This is a genomic window from Kitasatospora sp. NPDC001539, assembly GCF_040298565.1.
Taxonomy (GTDB): domain Bacteria; phylum Actinomycetota; class Actinomycetes; order Streptomycetales; family Streptomycetaceae; genus Kitasatospora.
In genome coordinates this window covers 1-21,221 of record NZ_JBEPAK010000069.1, presented here as the reverse complement: position 1 = coordinate 21,221, position 21,221 = coordinate 1, and the positions used below count along the sequence as shown (strand labels likewise).

The 21,221-nt window shown below is 71.4% G+C and carries 17 protein-coding genes and 2 pseudogenes; 13 read left to right on the top strand and 6 right to left on the bottom strand.

The features are described from left to right. Nucleotides 1-80 precede the first annotated feature (80 nt). Together ABT247_RS13900 and ABT247_RS13895 are read left to right on the top strand one after the other, a co-directional pair. On the top strand, nucleotides 81-1,520 hold the full coding sequence (locus tag ABT247_RS13900) for a DUF2252 domain-containing protein (protein ID WP_350742335.1): 1,440 nt from the start codon (nucleotides 81-83) through the stop codon (nucleotides 1,518-1,520). 370 nt (nucleotides 1,521-1,890) lie between these two features. Continuing rightward, complete coding sequence (locus ABT247_RS13895; RefSeq protein ID WP_350742333.1) at nucleotides 1,891-2,151, top strand: amphi-Trp domain-containing protein; 261 nt, start codon at nucleotides 1,891-1,893, stop codon at nucleotides 2,149-2,151. 177 nt (nucleotides 2,152-2,328) lie between these two features. On the opposite strand, the gene ABT247_RS13890 is transcribed toward ABT247_RS13895, so the two are convergent. Next, on the bottom strand, nucleotides 2,329-2,859 hold the full coding sequence (locus ABT247_RS13890) for a hypothetical protein (protein ID WP_350742331.1): 531 nt from the start codon (nucleotides 2,857-2,859) through the stop codon (nucleotides 2,329-2,331). Between the two features lie 270 nt (nucleotides 2,860-3,129). Beyond that, a complete protein-coding gene (locus ABT247_RS13885; RefSeq protein WP_350742329.1) occupies nucleotides 3,130-3,552 on the bottom strand; it encodes a DUF3052 domain-containing protein in 423 nt (140 codons plus the stop codon). A gap of 366 nt (nucleotides 3,553-3,918) precedes the next feature. Between ABT247_RS13885 and ABT247_RS13880 the strand changes: the two are divergent. After that, nucleotides 3,919-4,327 (top strand): annotated as a pseudogene (locus ABT247_RS13880) (GNAT family N-acetyltransferase). 24 nt (nucleotides 4,328-4,351) lie between these two features. Here ABT247_RS13880 and ABT247_RS13875 read toward each other — a convergent pair. Beyond that, on the bottom strand, nucleotides 4,352-6,532 hold the full coding sequence (locus ABT247_RS13875) for an MMPL family transporter (RefSeq protein WP_350742327.1): 2,181 nt from the start codon (nucleotides 6,530-6,532) through the stop codon (nucleotides 4,352-4,354). Between the two features lie 319 nt (nucleotides 6,533-6,851). Between ABT247_RS13875 and ABT247_RS13870 the strand changes: the two genes are divergently transcribed. From ABT247_RS13870 to ABT247_RS13860, 3 genes are all read left to right on the top strand, one after another. Further along, nucleotides 6,852-8,192, top strand: coding sequence for a sensor histidine kinase (locus ABT247_RS13870; RefSeq protein ID WP_350742325.1), 1,341 nt, complete (start codon nucleotides 6,852-6,854; stop codon nucleotides 8,190-8,192). Then, on the top strand, nucleotides 8,189-8,899 hold the full coding sequence (locus ABT247_RS13865) for a response regulator transcription factor (protein WP_350742323.1): 711 nt from the start codon (nucleotides 8,189-8,191) through the stop codon (nucleotides 8,897-8,899). Before ABT247_RS13870 ends, ABT247_RS13865 begins: the two co-directional genes overlap by 4 nt. 110 nt (nucleotides 8,900-9,009) lie before the next feature. Continuing rightward, nucleotides 9,010-10,368: a serine/threonine-protein kinase gene (locus tag ABT247_RS13860; protein WP_350742321.1), complete on the top strand. Its 1,359-nt coding sequence runs from the start codon at nucleotides 9,010-9,012 to the stop codon at nucleotides 10,366-10,368. 374 nt (nucleotides 10,369-10,742) lie between these two features. On the opposite strand, the gene ABT247_RS13855 is transcribed toward ABT247_RS13860, so the two are convergent. Next, entirely contained in the window at nucleotides 10,743-11,678 is a 936-nt protein-coding gene (locus tag ABT247_RS13855) for a helix-turn-helix domain-containing protein (protein ID WP_350742319.1), read from the bottom strand. A 128-nt stretch (nucleotides 11,679-11,806) separates the two neighbouring features. Between ABT247_RS13855 and ABT247_RS13850 the strand changes: the two genes are divergently transcribed. The 4 genes from ABT247_RS13850 (at nucleotide 11,807) to ABT247_RS13835 (ending at nucleotide 15,757) form a co-directional block, all read left to right on the top strand. Next, the gene (locus ABT247_RS13850) at nucleotides 11,807-12,850 is read left to right on the top strand and encodes a saccharopine dehydrogenase family protein (protein ID WP_350742317.1); all 1,044 of its coding nucleotides are present in this window, start codon (nucleotides 11,807-11,809) and stop codon (nucleotides 12,848-12,850) included. Nucleotides 12,851-13,239: 389 nt separating this feature from the next. After that, complete coding sequence (locus tag ABT247_RS13845; RefSeq protein ID WP_350742315.1) at nucleotides 13,240-13,719, top strand: rhodanese-like domain-containing protein; 480 nt, start codon at nucleotides 13,240-13,242, stop codon at nucleotides 13,717-13,719. A 15-nt stretch (nucleotides 13,720-13,734) separates the two neighbouring features. Next, nucleotides 13,735-13,887 (top strand): hypothetical protein, encoded by a 153-nt coding sequence (locus ABT247_RS13840; RefSeq protein WP_350742313.1) that lies wholly within the window; start codon nucleotides 13,735-13,737, stop codon nucleotides 13,885-13,887. 637 nt (nucleotides 13,888-14,524) lie between these two features. Continuing rightward, nucleotides 14,525-15,757, top strand: a complete 1,233-nt coding sequence (locus tag ABT247_RS13835) for an oxygenase MpaB family protein (RefSeq protein ID WP_350742311.1) — start codon at nucleotides 14,525-14,527, stop codon at nucleotides 15,755-15,757. Nucleotides 15,758-16,390: 633 nt separating this feature from the next. On the opposite strand, the pseudogene ABT247_RS13830 reads toward ABT247_RS13835, so the two are convergent. Then, nucleotides 16,391-16,532: pseudogene (locus ABT247_RS13830) on the bottom strand (IS5/IS1182 family transposase); the annotation flags it as partial. 513 nt (nucleotides 16,533-17,045) lie between these two features. Next, nucleotides 17,046-17,957, bottom strand: coding sequence for a LuxR C-terminal-related transcriptional regulator (locus ABT247_RS13825; protein ID WP_350742309.1), 912 nt, complete (start codon nucleotides 17,955-17,957; stop codon nucleotides 17,046-17,048). A 336-nt stretch (nucleotides 17,958-18,293) separates the two neighbouring features. Here ABT247_RS13825 and ABT247_RS13820 point away from each other — a divergent pair, with 336 nt between their 5' ends. The 3 genes from ABT247_RS13820 to ABT247_RS13810 all read left to right on the top strand — a co-directional run bounded on the left by ABT247_RS13820 (nucleotide 18,294) and on the right by ABT247_RS13810 (nucleotide 21,069). Then, the gene (locus tag ABT247_RS13820) at nucleotides 18,294-18,449 is read left to right on the top strand and encodes a hypothetical protein (RefSeq protein WP_350742307.1); all 156 of its coding nucleotides are present in this window, start codon (nucleotides 18,294-18,296) and stop codon (nucleotides 18,447-18,449) included. Beyond that, nucleotides 18,446-18,757 (top strand): hypothetical protein, encoded by a 312-nt coding sequence (locus ABT247_RS13815; RefSeq protein ID WP_350742305.1) that lies wholly within the window; start codon nucleotides 18,446-18,448, stop codon nucleotides 18,755-18,757. Before ABT247_RS13820 ends, ABT247_RS13815 begins: the two co-directional genes overlap by 4 nt. A 98-nt stretch (nucleotides 18,758-18,855) precedes the next feature. Then, entirely contained in the window at nucleotides 18,856-21,069 is a 2,214-nt protein-coding gene (locus ABT247_RS13810) for a DUF8189 domain-containing protein (protein WP_350742303.1), read from the top strand. Nucleotides 21,070-21,221 lie beyond the last annotated feature (152 nt).

Here is a 21,221-nt window from a genome sequence, read left to right as displayed (position 1 = left end):
GTGCCCGCACTGCGGACCGCTCTCGAGCACGCGTTCGGGAGATCAGTATGCGGAGCGCGCGGGAAGGAGCCGGTGAAGCCATGACGGCATCTGTTGGCGAGGCGCGTGCAGGAACCGGCGGTCGGGCGGCGGTGAAGCGTCCGACCCGGGCGGAACGGGCGGCTCGTGGGAAGGAAGCACGCGCCGCTGCGCCGTTGGAGGCGCACGGCGAGTTCCGGCCGGATCCGTCACGGGATCCGGTCGGGCTGCTGGCGGGGCAAGCGGCCTCCCGGGTGCCGGAACTGGTGCCGATCCGGCACGGGCGGATGCTGGTGTCGCCGTTCACGTTCTACCGCGGGGCGGCGCTGCCGATGGCCGCGGATCTGGCGGCCACGCCCACCAGCGGGCTGCGGGTGCAACTGTGCGGGGACGCGCACCTGGCCAATTTCGGGGCTTTCGCCTCACCGGAGCGGCGACTGGTCTTCGACGTCAACGACTTCGACGAGACACTGCCCGGACCGTTCGAGTGGGACGTCAAACGACTGGCCGCGAGCCTGGCGGTGGCAGGTCGGGACAACGGCTTCTCCGACAAGGCCCGCCGGAAGATCGTCCTGGCCGCTGCCGAGAGCTACCGGACAGCGATGCGCACCTTCGCGGAGCAGACCCTCCTGGACGTCTGGTACGCGCACCTGGACATCGAGGACGCCATCGGGCGGTTCCGGTCCCAGCTCACGAAGAAGAGATTCAAGGCGGCCGAGAAACTGCTGGCCAAGGCGCACAGCCGCGACAGCATGCAGGCCCTGGGCAAGCTCACCACCGTGGTCGACGGTCGGCGGCGGATCATCAGTACCCCTCCGACGGTCGTCCCCGTCGAGGAGCTCTTCGGTGACGTGCAGGCTGACGGGATCTACGACTTCATCGGCACCGTGCTCGACAACTATCGGTTGACCCTGCAGTCCGACCGACGGCACCTGCTGAAGCAGTTCACACTGGTCCAGGCGGCCCGCAAGGTCGTCGGTGTCGGCAGTGTCGGCACCCGGGCGTGGATCGCGCTGATGGATGCCGAGGACGGTGTGGAGCCGCTGTTCCTGCAGGCCAAGGAGGCCCAGCCGTCGGTCCTCGAGGAGTACGCGGAGCGTAGCGTGCACCAGAACCAGGGTGAGCGCGTGGTCGCGGGCCAGCACCTCATGCAGGCCCAGAGCGACATCTTCCTCGGCTGGACCCGTGCGACCGGCCCGGACGGAGCGGACCGCGACTACTACGTGCGGCAGCTGCGGGACTGGAAGTTCTCCGCGCCCATCGAGCTCATGGTCCCCAAGGGGATGAGGGTGTACGCCGGCCTGTGCGGATGGACCCTGGCCAGGGCGCACGCCCGATCCGGTGACCGCATCGCCCTGGCCGCCTATCTCGGCGGATCCAGGAAGTTCGACCACGCCATCGCCGACTTCGCCGAGACCTACGCCGACCAGAACGAGGACGACTACCGCGCACTCCAGGACGCGGCGAAGGCCGGCAGGATTGAAACGGTGCCAGAAATCTGAACGGCCGGGGACACCGGGACGGCAGCCCGCGCCTCTTGCTGCGCCTCCTCCGCGACCGCCGCCAGCCCCGTGCCTTCAGTGACCGATGGCTGCGCGAAGTCGGCGGCGGCGGGAGCGCGAGGCGGCTGCCAGCCGGGGACGGGCCGCCCTCCGGGGCAGCGCCCATCAGGGTGGGCACGGAGGGCAGCGCACGGCACTGGTGTGACAAAGCGCCGGCCAGCCGGCCCTGCGCGCGACGTCGTGCGCGAGGCGCGCCCCATCGGGGCGGCCAATCGGCACTGAGGAGGATGGCGAGCCCCGTCGAGCCGATCACATGAGGCAGAGCGAGAATCGAAGCACCTGCTTTTCCCTCAGAGGTGCGGAGGCATCCGTGAAAGATCTCGAGTTCGAGCAGAAGCGCACACTGTCCCGCGACGAGGCCGCAGATCAGCTCGACGCACTGGCAGCCGCCCTCAGGCGCGGTGGCCAGGCCGAGCTGGACCTTGGGCCCGGGAAGCTGACCCTGCGGATCCCCGACGAGCTCCGAACCGAGATCGAGGTCGAGCTGAATGACGGCGAAATCGAGCTCGAGATCGAACTGGCGTGGCGCACGGGACAGCCGGAGCGGACCTCGGACGGCCCCGGCGACTGACGGCCCGAGGACGGCACAACAGACGCAGGCGTGACCGGCTCACCGCACCAATCCAGCGCTGCCGGCGGCGAACGAAGGCGCCGACTTCGGCTCGAACCGGACCTGCTCGGCCACGGCGACGGGCCGCCGGCTTCTGGGGCCGATCGTCCGGGTGACGGCCTGCGGGTGCCGGCCGGATCAGCCGAAGGTCAGCGCGTACGGCCCGCTCAGGCGGGCGACGCCAGGGCCTGCGCAGGTGGTGAGGTCGGGTTGGGGCAGCGTCGTGGTCTCGTTGGCCAGGGAGCCGTGGTCCAGGCCGCTGTTGACCGTACCTGTGTCGGTGACGGTGACGGTGCCGTTGACCGCTGTCTCCACTGGCGCGGTGTAGGACACGGTGCTGGAGGCGCCCGTGTTCCAGTGGTAGGTGTCGGAGAAGGCGGGAGGCAGCACGCTCAGGGCGGTGCAGGAAGCGGTGGCGGTGAAGCTGCCCTGGCTTGTTCCGCTGGTGACCCCGCCGACGGGACACACGCTCAGGTCGATGGCGTAGGACACCCGGGTCGGCTTGGGGGTATTGGTCAGCGGAGGCTGGAAGGTCAAGGTCTCGGTGCCCTGGCAGCTCAGCAACGGCTGGGGAGCAGCGTGTGCCGAGGGAGCGGTGGCCAGCCCACCCACGGTGGCGAGCAGTAGCGCCGCAGACGCGGCCAACCTGGCCATACGGTGATCAGCCATTCCGCGCTCCTTCTCGTCAAAGGCGCCGGGATCCGCTTTCCGGCCCTCAGTGTTCACCCAGAGTAACGAAACGACCACTCACGGGCAAGTTGCTGCTCCGGCCGCCGTTACCGCGGTCCGCGACGCGCTGGACGAGGTCGCCGCGAGCGCGCTCGGCCCGGTACGGACCCACCCGGGGGCGGCACGCCCGGCTGTACCCGCTGAGGGGCCGCGGCGCGTGAGTGCCGGCGGCCCTCGTGGGGCCTGTCGTGTGGCGGCAGGGCAGAGCGGCTACCTCTTCGGGGCAGCCATCTTGGTGCCGCTCCAGTTGGTCCCGACGCTGATGGTCCTGGTCTGGGAGAGGCCGGCCGTTTGGGCCGCATCCTGGATGTCGCTCGGCTCGAGGTAGCCGTCCCGGCCGTCCTTGGGAGTGATGAGCCAGATCACGCCGCCCTCGTCGAGGAGCCCGATGGCATCGACCAGGGCATCGGTGAGATCACCGTCCTCCTCCCGAAACCACAGCACCACGACGTCGGCGACATCGTCGTAGTCCTCGCCGACCAGCTCCTGACCGATGACCGACTCGATCCCCTCGCGGAGATCATGGTCGACGTCGTCGTCGTAGCCGATCTCCTGGACGACCTGGCCGGGTTCGAATCCGAGCCGGCCAGCCGGGTTCGTCCTCTCCTGCGCCTGATCTGCCGTCGCCGACACCCCAGCCTCCTTCGGTTCGGTGCGTCATCCACATCTCAGCCGCCAGCCAAGCAGATCCGGGATCCATCCGAGGGCGACTCGCCTCGCGCTCGCCTCGCGCTCGCCTCGCGCTCACCCCGCGCGGTGACGTGAGGCCCGACCGATGAGGCCGGCCTCGTCCGTGAAGGGAGCGCTCGCCGGCTGTGCTGCGACCGAGGGCTCCTGGCCGCACACCTCGCGGGACAACGTCGGCCGGCCAGGCGCGCAGGGGCACCGGTCATCACTCTTTCGAGCGACGCGTGTTCTGGCCGTCCTCGTGCGCGGACGAGGTGGGCGCCGCAGGTGCGGTGCGCCGTTCGGCTGTGGGCGCCGGTTGAGCGGGGATGTGTGGCCGGGTCGTGGCCGGATCCCGTTGTCGGTGCCCGGCACGACGATCCCCAGGACCGTGCGGCGTTCAGCGAATTGTCCACGTCGCCGGTGGCGGGCGCCCACCTCGGCGGCCCCCGACCCCATGGCGAGCTGGAACGCGCGGTGCCGGTGGTGCCCGGGCGGCGCCCCGGAGTGTTCGTGGCTGAAGCCTCGGGATCGGGGGTACGCCGCCGAGGCGTGCACGGCGGCGTTGGCCTGGTTCGCCGACGTCCGCCCCGGAGAGCCGGTGGTGCTGTGCACCCGGACCGCCAACCGCCGCGCCGTGCGGCTCGCGCGGAGGCTGGGGTTCACCGAGGTCGAGCGGTTCGAGGAGTGCGGAGCCGAGCAGTGGTTCGGCGTGCGGTCCCCGCTCACGCCGCCCGGCTGAGGGCCGCGGATCTCGCGCCGGGGTTCAGTTCGTGCTGATGCGGTCGTACGGGGCCGGGGCCTCGCCCGGGTCGTCCGGCTGCGGCCGGCGGTCGTACGGCGACGGTTTCTTCGCCGGGGAGCGGTGCGGCCGCACCGGCCACCACAGGGAGCGGCCGAGGAGCGCGGCCAGGGCCGGGACCAGTGCGCTGGACAGGACGAAGGCCGACAGCACGATGCCGAGGGCGGTGGCGAAGCCGATCTGCTGGGTGGACGGGGCGGGGTTGACGGCGAGGCTGCCGAAGGAACCGGCGAGGACGAGGCCGGCGGTGGCGATGGCCGGTGCGGTGTGCCGCACGGCGCGGGCCACGGCGGAGCGGGCGGAACCGGGGCGTTCCATCTCCTCTCTGATGCGGTCGCTCATGAGGATGTTGTAGTCCGTGCCCAGGGCGACCACGAAGAGGAAGAGCACGAGCGGCAGGGTGAAGTTGACGCCCGCCTGGCCGCGCAGATGCTGGAACACCAGGGTGGAGGCGCCGAGTGTCGCGGCGAAGCCGAGGCCGACGGAGACCATCAGCACGGCCGGGGCCAGGACGCTGCGCAGCAGGATGAGCAGGATCAGGGCGATGAGCACGGCGGCTATGGGAAACACCAGTTCGAGGTCCGCGGTCACGGCGGCGGAGATGTCCGCGAAGATCGCCGCCGTGCCGCCGACGTGTGCTTCGGCGCCCGCGGGCGTGTGCTGTGCGACGGTCGCGCGCACCGGTCCGGACACCAGGTCGCGTGCCTTCTGGCTCTGCGGATCGGCGGTCAGGTAGACGCCGATGTGGGCGGCGTCGCCGGCCGGGTTGTAGAGGACCGGACTGACCTGGCCCACGCCCTGAGTGCGGGTCAGTGCCGTTGCGAGGGCGTCGACGCCGGGCCGGTCGAGGGCGGTGCCGTCACCGCTGGTGACGTAGACGTCGGTCGGGTCGGACACACCTGCGGGCAGGGCGCGGGAGATCTCAGCGGCGGTGGCTGCGGCCGGGGTGTCGCCGCTGCCGCTGCCGGTGCTGTAGTCCATCTTCATGCCGACGGTCCCGGCGGCCAGCGCGCCCAGCAGGATCACTGACCCCAGTGCGACGGCGAGGGGGCGGCGGGCGACGACGTCACCGAAGCGGCCCGCCGAGCCCTGGCGCGGAGCGCGCTTGAGGGCGCGGGAGGGCCAGAACATGGCGCGGCCGGTGACCGCCAGCAGCGCGGGCATGAGCGTGAGGCTGGCCAGCAGCATGACCAGGACGGAGACCGCGATGGCGGGGCCGAGCACACGGAACTGCCCGAAACTGGCGACACCGAGGGTGGCGAAGGCGGCGACGATGGTGAGGGCGGCCGAGGTGATCGCGGAGCCCACGCGGCCCGTCACCTCGCCGGCGATCTCGCGGGCGCCGCGTTCGGGTTGCGCGCGCAGGCTTTCCCGGAAGCGGAACAGCAGGAACAGGAAGTAGTCGATCCCGATGCCGAGCAGCACCACGCTGATCAGCTGGGGCGTGCTGGGGTCCAGCCTGATCCCGGTGAGCAGTGCTGCGCCGACCACGGCGCCGGCGGCGGCCCCGCCGACGATGGTCACCGCCAGGAGGGGCAGCAGCGCCGCCAGGACACTGCGGAACGCCAGCACGTTCAGCAGCACGATCAGGGCCACGGTGAGCGCCCCGGCCACGGCGCCGGTGGTCTCCTCCGCCTCGGAGCTGTCGACCAGATCGGCCAGGCCGCCTGCGAATCCGGTGCGCAGGCCGTCCTGTGCGTACCGCGCGGAAGCTGCCTCCCGGAATTCCTTGAAGACGTTCTGCAGCCCCGGATCGGTGGAATTACCGGTGAGCGCGACGGAGAAGAGCGTGAAAGCCTGGTGGGGCTCGGTGGTGCCGGGCGTTACCTTCGGCGTCTGCGAATAGTTCTCGGCCAGGAAGTCGGGGTTGTCCTCGGTTTTCGGCATGGTGATGCGCTGCGTGCCGAGCGCGGTCGCCGCGGCCTGGGCGTGCTGCTGGTCGGCCGGGTCGAGGGGCTTGCCGTCGGCGCGCTTCACGAGCATGGTCACCGCGTTGGCGTCGGGTTTGATCCCGAACTTCTCCTCGGCGGTCTTCAACGCCGCCGCCGAGTCGTACGTCTCGGGCAGGAAGTCACCGAGCTGGCTTTCGGTGGCCCGGTACATCAGCGCCTGGCCCGCGACGGTCAGTACTATTCCCAGAAGCATCCACAGGGTGATGACTTTCCATGGGTGTCTTGTGGAGAATCCGGTCAAGGCGCGCATCACGGGGCTCCCTTTCGGGGCGGTCTCGGACAGTTCCCCTCCAGCGAACCAGCGCCCCGGGCGAAGATCGTCCGAGTGCGGGATGAGAAACCGTGCGGGACCGTGGGGCCGGGCGTCCCCGGTGAGGGGGACCGTGGTCCTGGTCCGGCCTCGGCCCTGGGGCGGAGCCGCGGCACCGCCACGCCAAGGGACAATGACGCGAGCGGAGACGGTGCCGGCGGGTTGCGGGCGCCTCGGTCGACAACAGTGGAAAGGACCCGCCATGGTGACGCGTCGCAACGCCGTGCCGACGCGTTCGGACCTGTGCGGAAGCCCTGCCTCCGCGGACGCCGACGCCGTGCCGTGGACCCGCAACGACGCGGGCGCCGACGCCGGGCCGTGGACCCGCAGCGACGCGGACGCCGACGCCGTGCCGTGGACCCGCAACGACGCGGACGCCGACGCCGTGCCGTGGACCCGCAACGACGCCCTGCTGACCGTCGGCGCGGCCGCCGTGGACCTCGTGGGATATACGGCGTTCCCGCAAGTCACCGGCGTGCCCGTGTCAGCTGCCGGGGCCTTGCTGATGACGGTGTCCGCCCTGCCGCTGCTGGTCCGCAGACGCTGGCCGCTCACCGTCATGGCCGTCGTCCTGGTGCTCAGCGCGCTGCTGAACCTGACGTTGCCCATGGACCAGCATTTCGGCGCCACAGTGGCGGTAGCGCTCTACTCGGCCGCCCGAGCCGGACGTGCGGGGGCGACGGCCGCCCTGACGGCCGGGGCGATCGGCGTCACGCTGATCACCCCCGACCTCGCCCCACCGCCCGGGTACCTGAACGTGCTCAGCGCAGGTCTGGCCGCCTGCCTCGTCGTCGGCGCCGCCCTCCTGGTCAACCGGTGGCAGCAGGAAGCGGAAGCCAAGCGGCGGCTTCTCGCCGACCGCGCGGTGGCCGAGGAACGCCGGCGCATCGCCCGTGAACTGCACGACATCGTGGCCCACCGCATCACCACCATGCAGCTGATGGCGGGCGGTGCCCGCGCCAACCTCGATCACGACCCCGGCGTCGCCCGCGGCGCCCTGGTCACCCTGGAGGAGTCGGGACGGCTGGCCCTGCGCGAGATGCGGCAACTCCTCGACGTTCTGCGCGCCGACGAGGACGTGGCGGCCGACGGTTCCGCCCCGGAGGCGCCGCAGCCCGGTCTCGCCGACATGGACCACCTCCTCAAGGAGTCCCGGCAAGCCGGACAGCCCGCCGCGATGGACGTCGACGGCGATCCGGGCCGGCTCCCTCCCGTGGTCGGCCTCACCCTCTACCGGATCGTCCAGGAGGCACTGACCAACGCCCGCAAGCACGCCGGACCCACCGTCCCGGTGCGCGTGCGCCTCACGTGTCGGCCGGAACTCGTGCGCGTGTCCGTCACCGACCAGGGCGCGCCGGACGGCACGAAGTCCGCTCCGGCAACCGGCACCGGCGGCGGATACGGTCTGGTCGGCATGCGCGAACGGGTGGCCCTGCACGGCGGCACGCTGGAAGCCGGACCGTTGCCCGACACGGGCTACCGCGTCGTGGCGCTCCTGCCGCTGCGCGCGACGGCGGGCGAGGACGAAAAGAGCCACCGGTGAGCGAGACGCATTCCGCCGGGCAGGACGACGGCGAGCGGACCGTCCGGGTGCTGATCGTGGACGACCAGCCGCTCGTGCGGCGCGGGCTGACCCTGATCCTCACCCCCGCCCCGGCCATCACCGTGGTCGCCGAGGCCGAGAACGGCGAACAGGCCCTCACGCTCGCCCGCCTGCACCGTCCCGACGTGGTGGTCATGGACATCCGCATGCCCGTCCTCGACGGAGTCGCCGCCACGCAACGGCTGACCCAGGAGAGGCCCGAGTGTCGCGTACTCGCCCTGAGCACCTTCGACATGGACGAGTACGTGGTCGCCGCCCTGCGCGCCGGAGCGTACGGCTTCCTGCCGAAGGACAGCTCGCCCGAAGAGCTCGTGGCCGCGATCCGCACCGTTCACGCCGGAGAGGCCGCCGTCGCGCCCCGCCTGCTGACCCGGCTCATCTCCACGTACGTCACATCGGCGCCGGCCGCCCCGCGCCGGCCGCCCGCCGTCACGGAGCCGGGCGACCTCACCCCGCGCGAAGTGGAGGTCTGGCGTCTGCTGGCCACCGGCCTGGACAACCACGAGATCGCGCGGAGCATGGAGATCAGCGTCTCCACCGTCAAGAACTACATCACCAGCATCTTTGACAAACTCGCCGTCCGGGACCGGGCGCAAGCCGTCATCGCCGCCTACGAGTCGGGTCTGGTGACCGTCCGGCAGGCGTGAGGACACGGCGGGGTGAAGGACGGGCAGCAGCGGCGGCACCGGGTCGATCGGGCGCCCGCGCGTAGGGGCCCGGGTCGGGGGCCGCGGGCTCGGGGCTATATTCCCTGACTATGGGTGGGGATGCCGGAGGGCTGCTGGCCGGTCGTTACCGTCTGGTCGAAGTGTTGGGGCGCGGGGGCATGGGCGTGGTGTGGCGTGCCCATGACGCTCGGCTGGACCGTGAGGTGGCGGTCAAGGAGCTCCTGCTGCCCGGGCACCTGACCGGGCCGGAGCGCGAGAGCTGGATCGCCCGGCTCGACCGCGAGGCCCGGGCCGCCGCTCGGCTGAAACATCCGGGCATCGTGACGGTGCACGACTGGGTGATGAGCGAGGACGGGCAGCCCTGGATCGTCATGGAGCTCGTGCGGGGCGGGTCCCTGGCGGCTCTCCTCGCGTCCCAGGGCCGGCTGCCCGTCTGGCAGGTGGCACGGATCGGGCTGCAGGTGCTCGACGCCCTCCAGGCCGCACACCGGGCGGGCATCACCCACCGGGACATCAAGCCCGCGAACATCCTGTTGGAGCATGACCGGGCCGTGCTGACGGACTTCGGCATCGCGGCGCTCGACGGAGACACCGCGCTGACAGCCACCGGCGCGATCATGGGCACCCCCGCTTTCATGGCCCCCGAACAGGTGCGCGGGCTGCCGGCCACCTCGGCGTCCGACCTCTGGGCGCTCGGCGCGACCCTGTACGCCGCCGTGCAGGGGAACTCTCCCTTCAACGGCACCCACCCCGCGGCGGTCCTCGTGGCCGTGGCCACCGAGGATCCGCTGCCCGCCACCCACGCAGGCCCGTTGGGGCCCGTCCTCGCCGACCTGCTCCAAAAAGACCCCGCACGGCGCCTCACGCACGACCACCTCCGTACGCTCCTCACCGGCCTCGCCTCGGCCGTCCCCTCCACCACCCGGCCGGACGGGCAACCGTTCGCCGCGGCCCCGCCCGCTGACGCCCCGGCGCCCGCGACAGCGCCGCGTCGCAGGCCGCGCCGAACCGCCCTGATCACCGCGGCGGTGCTGGTGCTCGTCGCAGCGGTGTCCCTCGGCGGGTACCTGCTGTACTCCCATGGCGGGGCCGAGGAGGAGTCCGCCGCGTACCGCGCGAACCTGACACTGAGCCAGCGCTTCGGCCAGCCCGACGGGTTCAGTCGGCAGCCCAACACTCGGCTCGACGGCGACAGGATCCGCCTCACCTACGCCGCACCGGCAACCTGCGACCCGTGCCACCCCCAGACCAGAGCGGCGATCGACTGGCTCAAGCAGCAGCCCGGCATCGCGGCGGTGCAACCCCCGGTGCGGGGCTACGACCTCCAGAACTGCCACCAGGCCGGGGACTGCTCGTTGGCCATCATGTCGTCCGGGACGCCCCCCGTCTCCAACGGCCAGTGGTACGTGACCGACGGCCGACTGCTCTTCCAGATCGACATCGGCTGAGCGACGGCCACGCAGAGCAGAAAGACGAGACCGGGCGGTGCCGAAGACCACCCTGTTGACCGGCGCGCGACCTGGCGGCGTGCGGGGAGTTCACGGCAGCCGAGGTCCTGGACGCTGCGGTCGACGACGCCATCGGCGGCGCCGGGATGCTGGCACTGAACGACGCGGGCGACCCCGGGACCATCCTGTTACGGCAAAGCCGACCGCGCGGGCGATCGAGCACCTCCGCCGGGCGCGTTGCGCACCCCTCGGGTACCGCAGCGGGAAAGGCCCACGACAGGGTGGCTTTGTTTGCAAGGTTGTTGCAGCGTTTGTTGACCACTTCGAACGGCGCCGTGCCTTGGCGCTGTTCGATCGGCAGCGGAATCTTCCCTTCAGGGACGGAAGGTGCGGCGGTAGGTGTCGGGTGGGACGCCGACGCTGCGGTGGAAGTGGCGGCGCAGGGTGGTGGCGGTGCCCATGCCGGTGGCCGCGGCGATGGCGTCCACGGTGGCGTCGGTGGTCTCCAGCAGTTCCTGGGCGCGGCGAATGCGCTGAGTGTGGAGCCATTGCAGTGGCGTGGTGCCGGTGAGGTGCTTGAAGTGGCGGCCGAGGTGGCGTGAGCTCATGCGGGCCTGTCGGGCCAGGTCCTCCACGGTCAGCGGCTGGTCCAGCCGCTCCAGCGCCCAGGGGAAGAGCCCAGCCAGGGGGTGGTTGCCCGGGGCGGGGAGGGGCGTGGCGATGAACTGGGCCTGGCCGCCGTCGCGGTGGGGTGGGATGACCAGGCGCCGGGCGATCTTGTTGGCGTTGGCCGAGCCGTGGTCGAGGCGGACCAGGTGCAGGCACAGGTCCATGGCGGCGGCCTTGCCCGCGGAGGTGAGGACGTCTCCGTTGTCGACGTAGAGGACGTCCGGATCGACGGCGGCCGACGGATGGCGCCGGGCCAGTTCCCGCGTGTGAGCCCAGTGCGTGGTGGCACGCCTGCCGTCGAGCAGTCCTGCTGCGCCCAGGACGAAGGCCCCCGTGCACAGTGAGGCCACGCGGGCACCGGCCGCGTGAGCCGCACGCACCGCCTCGACCAGCTCGGTGGGCGGGTCGAGGTCGGTGTCGGCCCAGCCGGCGACGATCACGGTGTCCGCCTGGGCGAGGTGGTCGAGTCCGTGGTCAGGTGCCAGGCGGAAACGGCCGACGTGCACCGGACCGCTCCCGCAGAGGGCGAAGTCGTACCAGGGGTCCACGATATGGGACAGATCGGATCCGAAGACCTCGACGGCCACGGACAGTTCGTAGTGGAGCATGCCGTCGGTGACGGCCAGTGCAACGGTGGGCATGTCCGAAACTGTACGCGGCACGTCGTTTCCGACGCTCGCGCCGGGCGTTGGCCGAGGGACAGGATGTGGATGTCAGGCCGCGGCGGATCGACCTCGCAGCGGGCGTTGCAATACACAGGAGCGGTCTCATGGGGTCAGGGCAGCTGGTCACGGTGTTCGGCGCCTACGGTCACACCGGAAGGTTCGTGGTCGCCGAGCTGGCCGCGCGCGGGTTCGTCCCGGTGCTGTCAGGGCGCAACGCGCAGACCTTGCAAGAGCTGGCCGATGAGCACGGGCTGGAGGCCCGGGTGGCGTCGGTCGACGATTCGGCCTCGCTGGACCGGGCCGTGGCGGAAACGGCGGCGGTCATCAACTGCGCCGGTCCCTTCGCCTCGACCACCGGCCCGGTGATCGAGGCCGCGCTCCGCGCGAAGATCCCCTACCTGGACGTGGCCGCCGAGCTCGAGGCCAACCTCGACACCTTCGCCCACTACCACGAGCGGGCGCGGGACGCGGAAGCGGTGATCGTCCCGGCCATGGCCTTCTTCGGCGGTCTCGGCGACCTGCTGGCCACCGCTGCCATGGGCGACTGGACCGAAGCCGACGAGGCACACATCGCCTACGCGCTCAGCAACTGGCACCCCACCGCCGGCACCCGGCTCTCGGGTGCGGTCTCCCGCAAGCGACGCGGCGACCGCCGCCTACGCTACAGCGGCGGACAGTGGGAGCACCGGACCGACGCCGCGCCCACCCTGGAGTGGGCCTTCCCGGAACCGATCGGACCCCGGCCGGTGATCGGGGAGTTCACCATGGCGGACGTCGTCACCGTCCCCCAGCACCTCTCCATCCCCGACGTGACCACCTACATGACCGCCGAGGCGGCACGCGAGGTCGCCGCCCCCCACACGCCGGCCCCGGCCGCCGCCGATGAGAGCGGGCGCTCGGACCAAACCTTCCTCGTCGACGTCGTCGTCCGCTCCGGCGGAGCCGAACGCCGGGCCACGGCAAGCGGCCAGGACATCTACGCCGTCACCGCGCCCCTCGTCGCCGAGGCCCTCGAGCGTGTCCTGACCGGCCGCACCAAGACCGTCGGCGTCGTCTCCGCCGGCCAGATCTTCGACGCCCCCGACTTCCTGCACGCACTCGACCCGCACATCACACTCGACCTGCACCCGCCGAAGCGGAATGCTTGACCCGAACCAGCCGCCCGGCCCTCAGGCGTGCGCCCCGCGCCCCTCAGCGAGCCGTGACGGCAGGTGTCGGTGTCCTCCTTCGATTCCCTCACCCGCACGAGTGCTGCCCGGAGTCTTGGACAAACGCTGCTCACACTTGTGAACAAAGCCAACAGGGGCACAGCTCCCTCGGCCCGCTCGTGGTGGACCGGCGGCATCAGGATCTGATGCCGTGTCGAAACTGCGGGCTGCCGAGCTGGCGGGATCTTGATGAACCCGGGCGCTCACGCCACTCGTCCCGGCCGGGTGGCGCGCGGAGGATGGACTCGTCAGCGCCTGGGAGAGCCCCGGGTCGGCGCCGCGGCGGAGACCGTTGGCCGGCGCCTGTGCGATCTTCGAGGAGTACGCCCGTGTCCACTGCCGTCCAGACCAGCAGTGCCGTGCTGAACGTTGCCGCCGCCGCGCCCGCGGAGGCCGCTGCCCACTTCGCCGCACGTCTGGCCTTCGAGGCGGACGTCTCCGACGTCCACGCCGACCTGGTGTCCGGTGCCCCCGGTGTGGTGGTGGTCGACTCCCGCAGCGACGCCGCCTGGGCCCAGGGCCACATCCCCGGCGCGCTCCACCTGCCCACGGCGAGGATCGCCGAGCTGGCTCCCGCGCTGATCGACCCGTCGATGACCGTTGTCACCTACTGCTGGGGACCGGGCTGCAACGGCGCCACCCGGGCCGCACTCGCCTTCGCCCGCCTGGGCTACCAGGTCAAGGAGATGATCGGCGGCTTCGAGTACTGGGTGCGCGAGGGCTTCGCCTTCGACTCCGCCCGGGGCAGCGAGCAGCGGCCGATCGACGACCTGACCGCTCCGCGCTCGGGCATCTCCTGCGCCTGCTGAACCATCCCGCGTCCGTTGGCTCTGCTGGTGATCCAACCTGCCGGTGGCGAGGATGGCCATGGCGGCGATGAGCTCGTTCCTGACCTCGGCGGTGAGGTGCACCTGGTCGTCGTCGATGTCGATACATCTCGCTCCGCCGGACGTCGCAAGCTGTCGATCGCGCCATGACCGAGAACCCGGAACTGGTCGGGGTCCATGCGGAATCGCAGGGTCTGGAGATCGAGAGGGACCTGATCGGCCCGGTCGGGGGCGGTGCCGTCGCCCATCGGGACATCATCCTGCTAGTCAAGATCGCAGGGTCCCGATAGCCGGACACAAGGCCTGGGTGGCATGGCGGTGGCCTCGTCATGTGCTGCGGCCCGGGTCAGCGGTCTCAGCGGCCGGCGTGGACCAGATGCTCGGGGACAGGTCGGCGCGTACGCGCTTGACCTTCGGCCAGTGAAAGCAGCGGGCAAAATCGGCCCGCTGGTCGGTCTCGATCTCGACAGCGACCTCGGGACGCACGGCCAGGTAGGTGACCGGCAGGCCGCCAGGCAGTCCGCCCAATGGTGCCGGGCAGCTCGGCCAGGTCGCCGCCGGCCAGGCGCAGCGGCGGGGCGGACGTTCGCGGGCGCCGCCCCGGGACAGGACAGCCGGCTGCTCGGCCGAGATCACAGCTGGAGCGGTCACCGGGGACCCGCCTGCTCGACCCACGCCCGGTCCCTCCGCGGCGGCCGCCCACGCCGGATGATGCCATTCAACCGTCCGGGTGACCACGCGACGATCAGTTGGAAACGCGGTGAGTCGGCCACGCACTATGGGCCACATGAGCCCCGTGACCCGACGTGCCGCCCTTGCCGGATTGGCCGCTGGTGTGGCCGCCGCCGGCCTGCCCACCCCGGCCACCGCCCAGCCGAAGGACCGCCCCACTGCCCCCGACACCCCGACATCCTCATGGACGCTGCCGGGTGACCAGGCCGCGATGGAGGGCGATCCCGAAGCCGACGAGGTCATCGCCCAGCTGGTGAGCGCCGACCAGATGCTGCTGGCCAACCAGGTCTTCCACAACTGGACCCGCAACGACCAGCCGGTGCCCGACACGGCCCCGCCGGTGCTGCACGACTTCCTCCGGCGGAACGCCGTACTGACCGCCGACGAGCGCGCCGCCGTCGACCGCGTGGCACACGGCGACACCATCAAGCTCCTCCAGGGCAACATGGAAGCCCTCACGGTCACCGAGGCGTTCGGCGGACTGTTCGCCGCTCTGGCCGACCCGCTACTGGCCAAGTCGGTCTGGTACGCGAAGTACGACCTCGTGATGGACATCGGCCGCCGCTTCTCGCGCACCATGAACACGATGTGGGACATGCTCGGCACCAACAGCTGGGACCCGTCCGGGAACGCCCTGGTCACCCTGGTCAAGCTGCGCCTCGTCCACGCCGCAGCCCGGCACATGGGCCTGGCGCACGGCTGGAACCAGGCCCGGGACGGCATGCCGATCAGCCAGCGCCTGGAAGTCGAGGAGCTCATGTACGTGGGCGCCTACAACGTCCAGTTGGCCGCCAAGTACGACTTCCACCCCACCCCGCGGCAGATCGACGAGCTGGTGGCGATGGCGCGGGTCGGCGGACGGCTGCTGGGCATCGCGGACAAGTACAACCCGCAGACCGTCGGGCAGGCCAACCAGGTCCTCGCCGACGCCGCCGCGAACCACCGGGCCTCATCCGACGAGGGCATCAAACTGGCGCACAACATGCTCGACTGGATGGACCGGAAGATCTTCCCTGGTGCCGGCGCCGTCGGAGCGTCCATGGTCCGGATGATGGACACACACGTTGCCGACGTCCTGGAGATCAAGGCCAACCCGCCGCTCGACACCCCCGTCGCCACGCTCGCCCCCTACCTCTACCGTCCCGCGTACGAGGTCCAGCAGAAGTTCCCGCTGCTCGCGCCGGTCCATGCGCAGATGTTCAAGATCGCATCGCAGATGGTCGCCTGGTACGCCGTCGACTTCCGCGACTACGACCTCCAGATGCCCACCGGCCGACCGACCGGCTGACCCGAAGCGGGCGCGGACCCGGCGGTAACCGGCCTTGCCCGCCAGGTCCGCGAGGAGCCTGGAGCGACCTGGCCCGTTCCGCTGCCCACCGCGGAACAAAGGCGGGCCGGTGCGCTGCGGGTGGGCGTTTGCGCGCCGCACGCCGGGTAGGCGCCCGGGGCGACGTTCCCGGCCCACCGGCTCGGTCGTCCGCCCTTTCGCGGTCCAGGAGGCCGACCTCGGCCGGGGTGATCGTCGTTCCCGCCTGGGCGCAACGGTCCGCAGGGGAAGCGACGTTTCTGGGGACCGCGACGGAGGTGAGCGGTATGAGTGGCACCCGACCCGAGGAGCACGCGGACCGGGAGGACACGCGCATCGGCCCGGGTGGCCCGGGCGGATCCAGCGGTAGGGAGGAACGAGCCGGTGACCACGCCGTCCCCGGCACCGCATCCCTGCGGGAGGGTTACCAGCCGGAGAGCGGGACGGGGTCCGGAGCGCCGTTGGAGGGTGTCGAGATGGACACGGATGAGGAACAGGAAATCCGGTCCTCCGACACCGAGGACCGTCCCGACGCCGGCCCTGTGCACCGCACGTCCCGCTGAAATCCCCGGTACCTCCCTCTGAGGTCCCGCCGCCAGGGCACCCGTCCCATCCCCGTGGCTCGCTCGACGCCGCCCCGTCGCAGGCCCGGATCGGCGGGACCGGCGTCCAGTAGTGGCAGGAGTTGGGTGACGTCATGACGGTTGCCGCCGGTGAGCGTGACGGCGGGCGGTGCGCGGCAGTGAACGCGATGTCGAGGCGCTCGGGGCGGTTACCCAGGAGAACGTTCAGCGGTGGCGGACGCGGACGAAGATGGGGCAGAAGGCGCGGGTGCGGGGCAAGGACGTCGGGGGAGCGCCCGGCGAGAGCCTGGCCGGCCGGGTGGGCCAGCAGGCGGTCCACTCCGGTGCCTCCCACTGGCCCAGGTCGTCCATACGACGGGCGAGGCCGGCGGCCGACTGGCGTTCACCGAGCGGATGAAGGCTGACCCGTTCGCGATGTCGGCCGGTTCCATGGAGAACTCCCCGGGCCTGCGCCGCGGCTTCGTTCCCCGCGCCACTGGCCGGTGGCCGGGTCGTGACGGTCCTCGCGCAGCAGCCCGAAGTCGGGGATGTCGACCCGATCAGGACCAGGGTGACGTGCCCGGATCAGGTCGAGGGTGTCCTGGTCGTCGGCCCAGCTTGTGGCATCGGCACTTCGGAGAGCATGACGAGCGGTGATCGGAGAGGTGTCGAGGCTGGGCGCTCGGCGATCCGACAGCAGGGATAGCTCAGAGCCAGCCGTGTTGGCACGCCTTGAAGCCGGCCTCGAAGCGGGAGCCGGCTTCCAGGCGGCGCATCAGCTCCTCCATCCGGCGCTTCACGGTGCGTACGGAGACGCCCAGGCGCTTGGCGGCGACTTCGTCGGTCAGCCCGGTGGAGAGGATCGTCAGGAGTTCGCGTTCCGCGGCGGTGAGGCCGGTGGCGTGGTCGGGGGCGGGGCTCTGGTCCAGCGGGGTGGCGCCCGCCCAGATCCGGTCGAAGAGCTCGGCTAAGGCGGCCACGATCCCGGGAGTGGTGACCAGCACGGCGCTGGGGACCGGCGAGATGGGGTCGAACGGGACGAGGGCGGTGGCCCGGTCGACCAGCAGCAGGCGGTGCGGCAGTGCTGGCGCGGTGCGCAGCTGCGCACCGATAGCGGCCATCGAGCGTCCGTGGGCGAGGGAGCGCGGGTTGGTGCGCACGCCCTCATGGCAGAGGGTTTTGAGGGCGATGCCGCGTCCGAGCAGTTCCTCGTCCAGGGCGCGGGAGGCTTCCAGGGCCTCGGGGGTCATCAGGGTGGGGACGATCGAGCAGAGCTCGGTGGTGGCGCTCTGGACCAGGGACTCCAGGCAGGACTGGATCTCGTCCAGGCCGTCGAGCTGTTCGGTGCCGGTGGGGAGTTGCTGCCGTGCGCGGGTCGCTTGTTCGGCAGCGGTGGCGACTGCGATGCGGTTGGCCTCCAGGGCGGCGTGGCGGGCTTGGAGTTCCTCCTCCTGGCGGCGCAGCAGCAGCGCGCGGGCGCGCTCTGGGCTGACCGGCCGCCGCTGCTGCGGCGCCTCGCGCGACAGCCGCAGCAGCGCGAGGTCGGCCAGCGTGTCCAGGCTCGTGCCGACCTGGTCCTGACTCAGGCCGAGGCGCTCGGCCAGCAGAGTTGCGTCCAACGTTGGTTCGGCAAGCAGTTCTTGGTACACCTGCTCGCTGACCGCATCCAGTCCCAGAGCGCGCAGCACCGCTCCAGCCCCCGTCCCCCGTGTGATGGCGATGTGATGCCGTGTGTCGTCCGAGCGTGGCATGACCGGTCAGGCGGAGCAAGGCCCGTCCGCGCCGGGTTGGCCCGATCGTGCCATGGAACGTTCGGGCCAGTGGTGGCCGCTTCCGCCCGGCTGGGGGGCGCGGAAGACTTTTGTCCATCGGAGGGCGCTGACGGCCCGACGGATCCGGCACCGGAGCGACCGGTCCTGCCGATACCCCACAGCCACCCAGACGGAGGTCCCGCCATGCCCGGAAAGCTGCGATTCGCCCTGTTTGGCCTGATCGCCCTGTTCGGCACGGGACTCTCCGCCGCGCCCGCCGACGCCGCGACCGCGGCCCCCGCTGCGGTGGCCGGCGCCGCGGAAACGGCCCCCGGTCTCGTCTGCGGCGCCTGCTGGTGAACGCGCGCTACGTGGTGGCCGCTCACCTGACCGGACCGCCGGTCAGCGACCGGGATCCGCACCCCGCCACCGTGGTCGACCTGGTCTGGGCCCACGCGACCACGGCCGCCGGACTCGACCACGTCCGCGTCCAGGCTCCGGCGACCGCCGGCGAGCTCGAATTGGTCGTGCTCCTGCGGGCCGAGACCGCCGCCGACGCTGTCCGGACCGCCGAAGACCTGTTCGGCAGGGCTGCCAGGAGCCCTGCCCTGTCCGGCTGGGACACCGCGACACTCAGCGTCCTTCCCCTGGCGGCACTGGACGGCTGACGAGCCCTCACCCGAGTCGATCCCGATCCGTCAACTGGGCACCTGTGCATCGGATCGGCCACTCCATCCAAGCGCCTCCGTCCAAGGAGAGAACAGCAATGCCTTCGAACCTACGCATACGCTCCATCGCCGCGGCCGCCTGCGTCGCACTGTCCGGTTTCACCCTGAGCGCGGTCACCGTCCAGCAGGCGTCGGCGGCGACGGACACGAGCAAGATCATCTCTGCGGCCCACAGCCAGCTCGGGTCGAATGGCTGCGGTGTCGTGGACTGCAGCGTGGAGTGGTGCGCCGAGTTCTCGAGATGGGCATGGCAGCAGGGCGGTGTGGACGTCTCCGCGCTCGGCGCGACGGTCACCACCTTCGTCAACTACGGCGACGCCAAGGGCACCTGGCACGACCCGTCGGGCTACACCCCGCGGCCTGGGGATGCCATGATCTTCGGCGGTGCGGGATTTCCGACCAAGGCCAGCGGCGGAGCGCACGTCGGCCTCGTGGAGAGCGTCAGCTCCAACGGCACCATCACCGAGATCGGCGGCAACCAGGGCGGCCGGGTCACCGAGGTCATCGGGACGGCAGCGTCCATCGAGGCCCAACTCGAGGGCTCCTCCTACAGTTTCCTCGGATACGTCAGCCCGGCCGGCGCGCCCACCCCGACGGTTCCGGCCGGATTCAACGTGACCGTCGACGCCAACGGCACGCCGCTGACGGCAGGTCGGGCCGTGTCCGGGGTGGTCAATCTCACCGCGCCGCCCACCGCCCAGGGCATCATCAACTCCCTGTACTACAACTTCACCGGCCCGACCGGCGCCTTCACCATCAACGGCGGCACCGGCGCCAACAACTACGCGCAGTCCTGGGACACCACCGGCCTGCCGAACGGCAACTACACCGTCCAGGTCGGCGCCAACGAGATCGACGGCCAGAGTCGCAGCTACCCGGGCACCCCCATCAGCTTCACGGTCAACAACGCCCCGTCCACCCCGGGCGCCAACGCACCGGGCGGGCAGGTGTACGGCTCGGTCCAGGTCTCCGCCTCCGGACTCAACGGGAATACCGCCTCCGTCAGCTACAAGGTCGACGGCAACCAGGTGGGCGCCTCCACCGCGGGCGGGGCGTTCCCGCTCACCATCGACACCACGACCCTGACGGACGGGCCGCACACCGTCACCGCGAGCGCGCTGAACTCCACCGGCGGCGCCTCACCCGACTCGCCCCCGGTCACCCTCACCGTGGACAACAACCGCTCCCACACTGCCTCGCAGGCCGCCGCGCAGTCCAACGGCACGGTCGACCTCCTGTACAAGGCGGGTGACGGCACGCTGGGCCACACGTTCTACACCAGGGCGGGTGGCAGCTGGGCGGCCTCGGCACCGGTCGGCGCCTCGATGGCCTCACAGCCGTCCACGGTGACCACCAGCGCCGGCGTGGTCGACTCCTTCTGGGAGGGCACCGACGGCAACCTCTGGCACGCCACCTACTTCCCCGGCGGCCCCACCCCGGGCTGGCAGCCTCCGGGGAACCTCGGTATGGGCCCGCTCGGCGGCGCACCGAAGGCGGTCGACTCCTCCAACGGCACCATCGACGTCTTCTGGAACGGCGGCGGGAGCGCCCCACACCTTTGGCACGCCTGGTACAACGCCGGCGGCAACTGGAACGGCCCGCAGGACCTGACCCCCACCATCTCCGCCGCAGGCGCCGTCACCGGCGACCCCGCCCCCGTGACCTCCGCCCCCGGCGTGGTCGACGTGTTCTGGAAGGGCGGCGACAACAACCTGTGGCACGTCCCCTTCTTCCCCGGTAGCGGCAGCGGCTCGGGCTGGCAGAGCCCCAGCAGCCTCGGCATGGGCCCGCTGGGCGGCACGCCCAAGGCGGTCGGCCAGATCACCGGCACGGTGGACGTCTTCTGGAAGGGCACCGGCACCAACCCCGACCTCTGGCACGCCTGGTGGAACCCGGGACAGCCGTGGGCAGGCCCGCAGGACCTCGGCGGCGCCAACCTCCAGTCCGACCCGGCACCGGTCAACTCCGCCGCCGGCGTGGTCGATGTCTTCTGGCAGGGGACCGACAACAACCTGTGGCACGTCCCCTTCTTCCCCGGCAGCGGCAGCGGCTCGGGCTGGCAGAGCCCCAGCAGCCTCGGCATGGGCCCGCTGGGCAGCGCACCCTTCGCCTCGTCGGAACCCAACGGCACGATCGACGTCTTCTGGAAGGGCAGCGGCGCCGGCAGCGGCAACATCTGGCACGCTTGGTGGAACCAGGGCCAGCCGTGGGCAGGTGCGCAGGACCTCGGCGGGAACATCGCCGCGAACTGACCGGGCGCCGGACGAGCGGGCAGGGCCCCGTTCCACCTGTGACCGCCCGTGGGCTGGCACCGCAGACGCCCCGGGCCACTCCGCGGGGGGCGTGAGTGACGACGGTGGACAGTTCCGACAGCACGGCGGGCGGCCCGGACCGGCTCGCCGAC